13 protein-coding genes are annotated in these 11,951 nt (G+C 42.7%); 12 read left to right on the forward strand and 1 reads right to left on the reverse strand.

Features of this window, described 5'->3' with window-relative positions; genetic code table 11:
* The first annotated feature begins 55 nt into the window (after positions 1-55).
* From pilM to PR675_RS17830, 12 genes are all read left to right on the forward strand, one after another.
* A complete protein-coding gene (pilM, locus tag PR675_RS17775; protein WP_060561506.1) occupies positions 56-898 on the forward strand; it encodes a pilus assembly protein PilM in 843 nt (280 codons plus the stop codon).
* On the forward strand, positions 885-1,424 hold the full coding sequence (locus PR675_RS17780) for a PilN domain-containing protein (RefSeq protein ID WP_040132636.1): 540 nt from the start codon (positions 885-887) through the stop codon (positions 1,422-1,424). Before pilM ends, PR675_RS17780 begins: the two co-directional genes overlap by 14 nt.
* Complete coding sequence (locus tag PR675_RS17785; protein WP_060561505.1) at positions 1,417-1,965, forward strand: hypothetical protein; 549 nt, start codon at positions 1,417-1,419, stop codon at positions 1,963-1,965. The genes PR675_RS17780 and PR675_RS17785 overlap by 8 nt, the downstream gene beginning before the upstream one ends.
* Positions 1,955-2,992 (forward strand): secretin N-terminal domain-containing protein, encoded by a 1,038-nt coding sequence (locus PR675_RS17790; protein ID WP_014657124.1) that lies wholly within the window; start codon positions 1,955-1,957, stop codon positions 2,990-2,992. Before PR675_RS17785 ends, PR675_RS17790 begins: the two co-directional genes overlap by 11 nt.
* A gap of 503 nt (positions 2,993-3,495) precedes the next feature.
* On the forward strand, positions 3,496-4,017 hold the full coding sequence (gene aroK / locus PR675_RS17795; protein WP_004916057.1) for a shikimate kinase AroK: 522 nt from the start codon (positions 3,496-3,498) through the stop codon (positions 4,015-4,017).
* Between the two features lie 34 nt (positions 4,018-4,051).
* Complete coding sequence (gene aroB / locus PR675_RS17800; RefSeq protein WP_004916059.1) at positions 4,052-5,146, forward strand: 3-dehydroquinate synthase; 1,095 nt, start codon at positions 4,052-4,054, stop codon at positions 5,144-5,146.
* A 319-nt stretch (positions 5,147-5,465) separates the two neighbouring features.
* Positions 5,466-6,371: an SPOR domain-containing protein gene (locus tag PR675_RS17805; protein ID WP_014657126.1), complete on the forward strand. Its 906-nt coding sequence runs from the start codon at positions 5,466-5,468 to the stop codon at positions 6,369-6,371.
* A gap of 80 nt (positions 6,372-6,451) precedes the next feature.
* The gene (gene dam, locus PR675_RS17810) at positions 6,452-7,336 is read left to right on the forward strand and encodes an adenine-specific DNA-methyltransferase (protein WP_004916061.1); all 885 of its coding nucleotides are present in this window, start codon (positions 6,452-6,454) and stop codon (positions 7,334-7,336) included.
* Between the two features lie 34 nt (positions 7,337-7,370).
* A complete protein-coding gene (rpe, locus tag PR675_RS17815; protein ID WP_004916064.1) occupies positions 7,371-8,045 on the forward strand; it encodes a ribulose-phosphate 3-epimerase in 675 nt (224 codons plus the stop codon).
* Positions 8,042-8,734: a phosphoglycolate phosphatase gene (locus tag PR675_RS17820; protein ID WP_036942401.1), complete on the forward strand. Its 693-nt coding sequence runs from the start codon at positions 8,042-8,044 to the stop codon at positions 8,732-8,734. The genes rpe and PR675_RS17820 overlap by 4 nt, the downstream gene beginning before the upstream one ends.
* A 19-nt stretch (positions 8,735-8,753) precedes the next feature.
* A complete protein-coding gene (gene trpS, locus PR675_RS17825; protein ID WP_004916068.1) occupies positions 8,754-9,797 on the forward strand; it encodes a tryptophan--tRNA ligase in 1,044 nt (347 codons plus the stop codon).
* 174 nt (positions 9,798-9,971) lie between these two features.
* Positions 9,972-10,709 (forward strand): 3-oxoacyl-ACP reductase family protein, encoded by a 738-nt coding sequence (locus PR675_RS17830; protein ID WP_004916069.1) that lies wholly within the window; start codon positions 9,972-9,974, stop codon positions 10,707-10,709.
* Positions 10,710-10,766: 57 nt separating this feature from the next.
* On the opposite strand, the gene PR675_RS17835 is transcribed toward PR675_RS17830, so the two are convergent.
* Complete coding sequence (locus PR675_RS17835; RefSeq protein ID WP_239686487.1) at positions 10,767-11,945, reverse strand: lactate oxidase; 1,179 nt, start codon at positions 11,943-11,945, stop codon at positions 10,767-10,769.
* Between the last annotated feature and the right edge of the window lie 6 nt (positions 11,946-11,951).

The raw sequence follows: 11,951 nt of genomic DNA on the forward strand, positions 1-11,951 counted from the left end.
CTTATACAGCTCAATAGAAATCGTAATTTATTTGTTGATGATAAGGAAATTATCTATGTATTCACAAAAATGGAACATCGGAATAGACCTTTGCCAAGCCTCAATTCAACTTGTTGCCACAAAACAAAACCGCAAACGGCGGTACTTATGCGAGTGTTGGCAACATAATATTCCAAACGAAATCACCAGCCAATCTGAACATGATAGATACGAGATGCTACTGAAAATTTTAATACAATGGCGTCGGAAATTACCTAAAAATTGTCAGGTCTCAATGGCATTTTCTGCTCTGAAAACATTAAAACAGCAAGTGACTTTACCTGAACAAGTGACTTTAAAGCAACCTGAGCTAGGTTGGTATTTACAAAGCTGTGCCGAAAAATTGTTTCCACTAAGTTCAGAAGATTTGGTGATCGATTATCGTGTGATAGACAATCGAGCCTACCTAAACGGGGTACGTAAGTCAGAGATCGTGTTTTGGCAAAATTTATTACATGACAGTGGCTTCTTGTTAACCGCAATTGATGTCGCCCCTTGTGTCTTACGTTACATTGCACGCTATGCTGGGTTACCCGATGAGAGTTGGCTAATACATTATCGCCAAGGGGAGTGGCTATGGACTGGCCCCGTCAGTCAACCTGCAACTTATAATCAAATCCAAGAAAATGACATCACCACACTTCCACAAATTATCGCTCTACTCAATGAAAACAATGGGCCACTAAAATTGCCTCTCTATTATATCGGCGATCACCATAAGTCTCAGGCAGTACATTCATGGAGCCTATTGCAAGCCTTTCATAACCATACCGTTAGGCTCCCTCACCAACTCGGTGATTTTGTGGTTGCAACAGGTTTAGCGTTACGCGATAAGGATCGTGACCATGTATCAAGTTAATTTTTTACCTTGGCGGCAACAGCGTATTACTCGCAATAAACGGCGGTGTTTCGCGCTATTTATTCTGCAAAGTTGTCTAGTCGCGATCGTGGTTATCTACAATTCTTCACAACAGCAGTTCGAACAAACACAGTGGCAGATCACCAAAATGCAACTCGAACAACATGTCGCGCAAAAGCAGCAACAGATAAAGGTGATTAACGAAAAACAAGCCAAGCTCGCTGAATGGCAAACGCACCGACAACACCTTAATCGGCAAGCACAAAGTAACCGAACTCGGTTAAATCTTCTTTATAAGCTGCCTGAACTTACACCGCAAAAAAGCTGGCTCGCGAAGGTCTCACTCACTGGTAATAACCTAGAAATAGCTGCTGTTAGCTATGATTTTCACGATATTAGCCAATTGATCACTCGCTTAGAAAGCAACCCGTTATTGCATCAAGTACAACTCATAAAAATGGGGAAAACTCGTCAGGTTAACTACTTGCATGTAAGTGCACACTATCAGGAGGAGACGAATGAATGATAATGCCTCTGGGTTTTGGTATCGCCCTTTTTGGCAACAAACTATTCCTCTTTGGGTTGCTACGATTGCTATCTTACTGGCTTACACCTTTTTTTATTGGCAGGAAGTGGAGTCTCAACTGACTGAACTTAAAAATAAAACTCAGCATATCGCCTCTCAATCACAACAATATACGCAGGCACTAACACAACTTCCTTCACTCCATCAACTTGAGCAACAAATGGTGGCTCTGGAGCAAGAATTAACATTATCAAAACAAAACGCAACACAATTTGTGGCTCATATACAACACATGGTTACCCAAACAAAGGTCGTACTTAACCGTTTACAACCCTCGGCGGCTGTAGCGACCAATGAGCAGCGTTATCAGGTTGAAGTTCAAGGTGATTACCCGCAAATTTACCGCTTCATCCATGCCATTATCACGCCCGCATCATACCAAACAGGTCTCATTTCTGAGGTACGTTTTTCGCCTCGCAATGGCGAGTTAACAGCCACATTCACCCTCTCATTTATCAAGGATGATATTAATGAACAATAAACTGTTTTTAGCTGTAATCATTGTTTTTACTATTCCCTTAAACGTGATCGCTCAAGAGATGCGCGACCCTTTCATCCCTCTGCCTTTAGATGAAACTCACCAAAAGCTCGCCTCTCCCTCACCAACTCCCTCTCATCAACCCGTCGAGAATCCATTCATCGAAAAAATCTTTAAACTCACATCCATAAGTGCAACAGATGCCCTCGAACAGTTAAAACACCCTGAAAATGCTTTATTATCGAGCCAAGCTACCGCCATCAGCCACTTTGCAACAAATAGTTTAGTGATAAAAGAGACAAAAACCCGCTTACAACTGATTGAAGAGTGGTTAAAGCAACTTGATGTTCCTAAACAGCAAGTCCAAATTACCGCACACATTATCAGCAGCAGCCGGACAGCCCTGCAAGAGTTAGGCTTGGAGTGGGGAATGTTATCGGGTAGCCCCAATAATAGCCGTTACCAGCGTTATAACCGCTATGACTCTTCATCAGGTCAGTTTAATTTACTTCGGCTGGGCGAAGGGCTGTTAGAACTTAAACTTAATGCTTTAGAAAAAGAAAATTTGCTCTCTATTATCGCAAGCCCTCGTTTGATGGCTTCACACAAACACCCCGCCAGTATTCAGCAAGGGTCTGAAATCCCCTATGTCACTAGCACAGAAAAGAAAACACACGTTCAGTTTAAAGATGCGGTATTAGGAATGGAGGTCACGCCAACTCTCTCACGCGGAGATCACGTTGAGCTACTACTGAAAATCAGTCATAACTCCCCTGATAAAGCGATTACCACCAGTGATGAACACTATTTAGCGATCAATAAGCAAGAAATCGCTACCTCTGTCACGATACGCAACAATGAAACATTGATACTCGGCGGCATTTTTCAACAGAAGCAAGAAAAAACAGAAACAGGCCTACCTTTTCTTTCCAACATTCCCCTTTTGGGAAAGTTATTTACCAATACAGGTGAACATATTGACCGTAGAGTTCTTGTGGTTTTTATCACACCAAAGCTGATCAATATTTAGATAAAAAAATAATATTGATACTTCAAGTAGTTGAATGAATATAAAGGAAATGTGAGCAGAGAAAATTATTTTTTATGCCATAAACTTACCGGATAAATTTGACGCTGACGTCGTTTTAGCATACAAGGTTACCCATTGAGTGTTCTAACTATCAGTAGATTAAAGAACAAGCTATCAGCCGCTTATAAAATAGCCGCAATCAATTTGCTCTATAAATTAACACGTTCCTCTGCTTTTATATGCAGTGGCAATACTGTTAAAACTCATGTTGAACAAAACGTTAGGCAAAATAGACGGCATAATAAAAGAAACCAGTAACACAAATGTGGCACTTTGTTCGCTCAGTGCCACATTTATATAGTTGCAATTCAGGTTGATGTATTGAGATAATTTTCTTATCTGATCTCACTTATCACTCATGAGGTTTCAGTTTAGGTCCCGTCGCTAATTCGATTGGCGGGGCGGGTTATCATTAACGAATAATCGTAGTAATACCAAAAAACATGGCAGAGAAACGCAATATCTTTCTGGTTGGACCGATGGGTGCCGGCAAAAGCACTATTGGTCGTCAATTGGCTCAACAGCTTAATATGGAGTTTTTCGACTCTGATCACGAGATTGAAAAACGTACAGGTGCAGATGTAGGCTGGGTCTTTGACCTAGAAGGCGAGGAAGGCTTCCGCGAGCGCGAAGAAAAAATCATCAATGAGCTTACCGAAAAACAAGGCATCGTACTGGCAACGGGTGGCGGTTCAGTAAAATCGAAAGAAACTCGCAATCGCCTATCTGCTCGTGGTGTTGTTGTGTATCTCGAAACCACTATCGAGAAACAGTTGTCTCGAACTCAACGTGATAAAAAACGGCCACTATTACAAGTGGATGAACCGGCTCGTGAAGTTCTTGAAAAATTGGCATCTGAACGCAACCCAATGTATGAAGAAATTGCTGATATCACCATTCATACTGATGAGCAAAGTGCCAAAGTTGTCGCAAGCCAAATCATTGAGCTGTTAGAAAAAAACTAACTTAACATTACTCATGGCAACAAGGTAAAGCAAGATGGAAAAAGTCACTGTTACTCTGGATGAACGCAGTTATCCAATCACAATTGCTCCGGGTCTTTATAACCAACCAGATGCTTTTTGGCCACTCAAAGCGGGTCAACGAGCTATGTTGGTGACCAACGAGACACTTGCGCCTATCTATCTTGAGAAAGTGACGCGTGCTCTTGAAGCAGCAGGGGTAACAGTAGATTCAATCATTTTACCGGATGGGGAACAGTATAAATCCTTGTTCATTATGAACGATGTTTTCACTGCCTTACTCGAAAAACGCCATAATCGCGATACCACCCTCATAGCACTTGGTGGGGGTGTTATCGGTGACCTAACAGGTTTCGCCGCAGCAAGTTATCAACGTGGGGTTCGTTTTATCCAAGTACCAACCACCTTGTTATCACAAGTAGATTCATCCGTAGGCGGCAAAACCGCGGTAAACCATCCATTAGGCAAAAATATGATCGGGGCATTTTATCAGCCCGCCTCTGTCATCATCGACCTTGATTGCTTAAAAACGTTACCGAAAAGAGAGCTTTCATCTGGTCTTGCTGAGGTCATCAAGTATGGCATCATCCTTGATGGGGAGTTTTTCAGCTGGCTAGAAGCGAATATCGACGCTCTAATGGCTCTTGATAATCAAGCCATGGCTTACTGCATCCGTCGCTGCTGTGAATTAAAAGCACAGGTCGTCGCGGCTGATGAGAAAGAGACTAGCGGCTTAAGGGCGCTACTTAACCTTGGCCATACTTTTGGTCATGCTATTGAAGCCCATATGGGCTATGGCGTTTGGCTGCACGGTGAAGCCGTCGCAGCAGGTATGGTGATGGCGGCTAAAACGGCAGAACGCATAGGCACATTCACCGCACACCAAACTCAGCGAATTATCGCCTTGTTAGAACGCGCTGAGCTACCTGTGACGGGTCCTGAGCAAATGAAACCGGATGACTATTTACCTCATATGATGCGGGATAAAAAGGTCATGGGCGGGAAACTCCATCTTATCTTACCTACCACAATCGGCCATGCAGAAATGCGCTCAGATATTGAAACACAAACAGTACGAGATGCGATATCGTCCTGTTTACCCGAAACCTAAGCCATCTTGTGTGATTATCAGCCAGAAACAGATAAAACCATCCAGATAATTTGAGGTTTTAAAATGTTTCTGGCAGATATGTCTTAAAATCGTTAAATTATAAGCTATGCCTAAAGTTTCAGGTTACAACACACTCTCAAACACTTAGACTTTTAGACATGCAATATCATATGTCGTATTAATCATATGAAGACGATATGACAAGTATAAGACTATCCTTTGCAACATCGCGGGTATACACTATTTACTCGTGAAGAGGCCGTAATGAAAAGAGAAATTTTATCTCGATTACAAGGTGATATTTATTCGGGAGGGCAAAATGGACGAATTTAAACCAGATAATCAGCCTAATACACAAAATGATCTACGGCCAGATACATCCGACCGACCGGCAGGTCGTAGCCGTCCATCATCAACAGCAAAACCTAAACTCACGATATCTCGCCAACATATTATGATTGGTGTAGGTGTTTTGGTGCTGTTATTACTGATTATCGCCATTAGCTCAGCCTTAAAAGCTCCAACAGAGCATGAAAAGCAGCAAACTGATACAACGGCAAACGAGCGTAATATCGATTTGTCTAGCTCTTCATCGCTTAGCAATAATCAAAGCCCATCAGGCCAGGCACAAGAGATAAACGTACCGCCTGTGAACCCAGTACCTACCCAAGGTACTCAACAGCAACAAACAAATAATTATGGTGAACGGATTGAAATCCCGGGTGATGTTGTCGATGCCCTAAACCAAGGTCAATCACTCAACCAAGGCACGGCGAATACGCCGGCACAAAATATTGCACCGCCTCCTGTGACACAAACGCCACCGGCCCAAAAGCCACAAACGGTGCCTGCAAAACCAGAGAGGACGCAAACAAAGCCTGTTGAAACTAAACAACCGGCTCAACCTAAGCAGCCAGCAAAAACAACCACGGCGAACCAAAATCAAAGTGGTAACTTAATGTCAGCGCCTGCGAGTAACTACACATTACAATTAAGCAGTGCAAGCCGTTCTGATACACTAGAAGCTTTCGCTAAACAACATAAACTCAATAACTATAAAGTTTATAAAACAATCCGTAATGGGCAAACTTGGTATGTTCTGATCCACGGCAACTATCGCTCCGTCAATGAAGCTAAAAGCGCTATTGCGACTTTACCAGCCGAAATTCAAGCGAAAAAACCATGGGTTAGAAATATGAAGCAAGTTCAACAGGATCAGAAATAACAACGTTTTATAGCGGGCGCATTATGCTGTCCTGACAGAGTACCCAATACTACTCTAAACGTTTGTAACAATAAGACGGCATGAAAAAAACACGCGCTTTTTTGAAATGGGCCGGCGGCAAATACCCTCTAGTGGAAGATATCAAAAAACATCTTCCACAGGGTGATTGCTTGATCGAGCCCTTTGTAGGAGCAGGTTCTGTTTTCCTAAATACCAGCTACGATGCTTATGTCCTAGCTGATATCAACAGCGACCTCATTAACCTCTACAATACCGTAAAATACCGTACAGACTCTTTCATCGGAGAAGTACGCGAGATCTTTACGCCTGAATTTAATACCGCCGAGCAGTATTACATTAAACGTCAAGAATTTAACCAATCTACAGACCCTATCAAACGTAGCGTATTATTTTTATATCTAAATCGCCACTGCTACAACGGGCTATGTCGTTATAATTCACGCGGCGAATTTAATGTGCCTTTTGGTCGTTATAAAAAGCCCTACTTTCCAGAAGAAGAACTACTGTGGTTTGCCGATAAAGCGCAAAAAGCGACCTTTGTGACCCAAGATTATGAAAGTACGCTGCTATCTGCGGAATCAGGCTCGGTCGTTTATTGTGACCCTCCGTATGCTCCGCTTTCCGAAACAGCGAACTTTACGGCCTATCACACCAATGCCTTTAGCGCTCAAGAACAACAAAATCTTGCGCGATTAGCCCATTATTTGTCTTCAGATCGCAAAATTCCGGTTCTGATTTCAAATCATGACACGCCAGCAACAAGAGAGTGGTATCATCAAGCTAAATTACACATTGTCAAAGTGCGTCGAACAATCAGTCGAAACATACTTAATCGCGCGAAAGTCAATGAGTTGTTGGCACTATATAACGGGGAGCCTGCGCTAAAACTCCCCAAAAACGCTGATAAGAAAAACATCAAGCGCCTCTCGTCTGGCGTGGAATGACTCTCAGGTGACGTTTAAATAATCGGAGACAATAATGAAAGATTTTCTCATTGCCCCATCTATTTTATCTGCAGATTTTGCCCGTTTAGGCGAAGATACCGCAAAAGTACTAGCCGCTGGCGCGGATATCGTGCATTTTGACGTTATGGACAACCACTATGTTCCTAACCTCACGTTCGGTGCACCGATTTGTAAAGCCCTACGCGACTACGGAATTACTGCGCCAATCGATGTCCACTTGATGGTTAAACCTGTCGACAGAATTATCCCTGACTTTGCAAAAGCAGGCGCAAATCATATCAGCTTCCACGTTGAAGCCAGCGAACATGTCGATAGAACACTACAGTTAATCAAAGAACATGGCTGTACTGCTGGCCTCGTTTTCAACCCAGCAACACCATTGAGCCACCTAGAGTATGTGATGGATAAAGTCGATATGATCCTACTCATGTCGGTAAACCCAGGCTTTGGTGGTCAATCCTTTATTCCACATACGCTGACTAAATTGCGCCAAGTCCGTAAAATGATCGATGAAAGTGGCTATGATATTCGTTTAGAAATCGATGGCGGTGTTAAAGTTGATAATATTGCCGAAATTGCCGCTGCTGGTGCCGACACCTTTGTTGCAGGATCTGCAATTTTTGGTCAGCCTGATTACAAAACCGTCATTGATCAAATGCGTAAGGAATTACAAAAGGTATCTCAATGACACAACCGAGTTTAGAAAACATCAAAGCAATTGCCTTTGATTTAGATGGTACTCTCGTTGACAGTGCCGGTGGATTAGCTGAAGCGCTAGATAACGCATTAAAAGAACAAGGTTTTCCACCAGCAGGGAAAGAGCGTGTTTCAATTTGGGTAGGTAACGGTGCCGATGTCATGATTGAACGCGCATTAACATGGGCGGGAGCAACCATCACTCCCGAGCTTCACCAAGCGACCCGTGACAGTTTTGATAAATTCTATGCCACCGCTGTGACAACGGGCAGCGAACTATTTCCAGAAGTCAAAGAGACGTTAGAAAAGCTCGCATTCCATAACATCCCTATGGCCATAGTGACCAATAAACCCACACCTTTTATCGCGCCATTACTGAAAAAATTAGCCATTGATCGCTATTTTTCGTTAGTGCTTGGCGGCGATGATGTGAAAGAGAAAAAGCCACACCCAGCGCCACTGTATTTCACCATGGGCAAGCTTGGTTTACGTAAAGAGGAATTGCTTTTTGTCGGTGATTCCCGTAATGATATTATTGCGGCAAAAAGCGCACAATGCCCTAGCGTTGGCCTAACTTACGGTTATAACTATGGTGAATCAATCGCTCTGAGTGAGCCTGACTGTGTATTAACACACTTTTCAGATATCCTGCCTACCATCGGTTTATCTGACACAAAATAATTAAAGGATATAAAAAGAAATGAGTGAACCCACTGAAAAACAAAAGCAAACCCAAAAACCTATCGTATTCAGCGGCGCGCAGCCTTCCGGTGAATTGACCATCGGTAACTACATGGGTGCGCTACGTCAGTGGGTACAAATGCAAGATGATTACGACTGCATCTATTGTATCGTTGACCAACATGCGATCACTGTACGTCAAGACCCTGACGAGCTACGCAAAAGAACCCTCGATACCTTAGCACTCTACCTCGCTTGTGGCATTGACCCGAATAAAAGCACTATTTTTGTTCAATCCCATGTGCCGCAACATGCGCAACTTAGCTGGGCGCTAAACTGTTACACTTACTTCGGCGAACTAAGCCGTATGACACAATTTAAAGATAAATCAGCGCGTCATGCAGAAAACATTAACGCTGGTTTATTTGATTATCCTGTATTAATGGCTGCCGATATTTTACTTTATCAAACTAACCAAGTTCCTGTTGGTATCGACCAAAAACAGCATCTTGAGTTAAGCCGTGATATTGCACAGCGTTTTAACGCGATTTATGGCGATATCTTTACCGTGCCAGATCCTTTTATTCCGACTGGAGGTGGCGCTCGTGTCATGGCTTTGCAAGATCCAATGAAGAAAATGTCTAAGTCTGATGATAACCGCAATAACGTTATCGCCCTGCTTGAAGATCCAAAATCAGCAGCGAAAAAAATCAAACGTGCGGTCACTGACTCAGAAGAGCCGCCTCGTGTTCGTTATGACATCGAAAACAAACCAGGTGTTTCAAACCTGCTAGATATTTTATCTGGCGTAACGGGTAAAAAGATTGCCGAGCTTGAAGCCGAATTTGAAGGTCAAATGTACGGTCATCTTAAAGGTGCAGTGGCAGATGCCGTCTCTGGCATGTTGGCTACACTCCAAGAGCGTTATCATCAATTCCGTAATGACGAAGCGCTGCTCAACAAAATTATGGATGAAGGCGCAACCAAAGCGGCAGCACGCGCGCAAGAAACCGTTGATAAAGTTTATGAAGCCATTGGTTTTGTAAAACGCCCTCAGCTGTAATTCATACACGCCCTTATCTCTTCTAAAAGGTAAGGGCTTTTAATTTAAAAACTCACCTTTCTCTTCACCTTCAATTATTTTCAACAACCTCATCGATTTATCTCTCTGGTGTCTCTGTGCTTTTCTCAGTCAAATAGCTCACTCATTGATATGTAATAACGTTAAGGTGAATCTATGTTATTCAAAAATAAATATGCTTTTGTTCAAGGTGGATCAAGAGGTATCGGTGCTGCTATCGTCAAACAATTTGCTCAAGCTGGGGCCAGTGTCGCTTTTACCTACGCCTCTTCTGACGATAAAGCTAAAGCTTTAGTGGCTGAAATTGAGCAATTTTCAGGTAACGTATTGGCAATCAAAGCAAATAGCGCTGATGAAAATGAAATAAAAGCCGCCATCACACAAGCCGCCAATACATTTGGTAGCCTTGATATCTTAGTTAACAATGTTGGTACTTTAGAGCTAGGAACATTAGATACCCTATCATTAGAAGCGTTCGATCGCTCCTATCACCTCAATGTTCGCAGCCTATTTATTGCCAGCCAAGCTGCATTAGAAGTGATGAATAATAATGGGCGCATTATTCATATTGGTAGCATTAACGCACAAAGAGTACCATTTGAAGGCGGTAGTGCTTATGCGATGAGCAAAGCCGCTATCGTAGGGCTTACTAAAGGGATGGCTCGTGATGTCGCTAGCCGAGGCATTACTGTGAATAATATCCAGCCCGGTCCTGTCAACACGGACATGAATCCTGAACAAGGTGAGTTTGCAGAGAGTTTAAAACAGATCATGGCATTAAAACGTTATGCCAGCGCCGATGAAATAGCCAGTTTTGTCGTTTATTTAGCCAGCCCTGCCGCTGCTTATATCACAGGTGCAAGCTTAAATATTGATGGTGGATTTAGCATCTAATTATCTTAATAGCGTAAAAAAACGGGAGGCATCTCCCGTTTTTTCACTTAATGAAATTTATTGAAAATCCATATCGGTATAAAGCTTCGTTGCTTTTACACTTTCAATATTTTTCGCGCCACCCAACATCATATTAATGGATAATTCTTTATTCAGTTGCTGAATAACGGAATTCACCCCTTTCGCGCCCCCTAAATTTAATCCATATAAAATTGGACGACCCACCGCGACAACATCAGCACCACTTGCTAGCGCTTTAAACACATGGGAGCCACGGCGAACACCACTATCAAAAACAATAGGAACACGTTTGTTGACCACTTTTGCAATGGAAGGCAAAACATCAAAAGAAGCTGGGCCGCTATCTAATTGTCGCCCACCATGGTTAGATACCCAAATCGCATCTGCACCAGCCTTGATCACTCTATCTGCATCTTCAGGTGATTGGATCCCTTTCACTATCACAGGCAAACCCGATAGTTTTTTCACGTAAGCAATATCTGCTGGGGTAAAGGCTTGTTTAGCTTGAGCATAAATTTCGCTGATCCCAGCCCCTTTACCTGTTTTAGAGCCATCATCATTTTGTTTAGCGAACAGTTCTAAATTGGCAAAACTAAGTGGGAATTGGAAGTTATTGCGAATATCATCTTCGCGATAGCCACCAACTGGCGAATCCACCGTTAAAATAATCGCTTTAGCACCACTCTCTTTAGCTCGTTTCAAGGTAAACTCATTGAAAGCATTATTCTTGCTCATATAAAGTTGGAAGAAGAATGGGCTTTCCCCTGAAACTTCGGCGACTTCTTCAATAGTCTTGTTACCATAAGTACTTAATGAAAAAATTGAGCCAGCTTTCGCCATCCCTTTGGCTGTCGCAATTTCACCGTCTTGATGGGCCAAACCTTGAGCTGCCATTGGGGCTTGAATAATTGGCGTTTTTAAATCAATCCCTAAAAATTGGGTTGATAAGTCAATATCTTTAATTTCAATCCCTTGCATTACCCGCGGCATAATGTATTTTCTATCAAAGCTACGCGTATTTTTATCTAAGTTCAGCTCATCTTCGGCCCCACCTCGAATATAGCCAAAAGCCCCTTTTTCCATGTTTTTCGCAACTTGGTCTTCTAGCTCATCTAAATTGATAATTTTAATCGGTCCTTCTTTGGTACTCGCTTGATAATCCGCGGCTTGTACAGCCCCAACAGATAAGGTCAAAGCCAGTATCGCCGATGACATCACCGC

Source organism: Providencia sp. PROV261 (assembly GCF_028477945.1).
Lineage (GTDB): Bacteria > Pseudomonadota > Gammaproteobacteria > Enterobacterales > Enterobacteriaceae > Providencia > Providencia stuartii.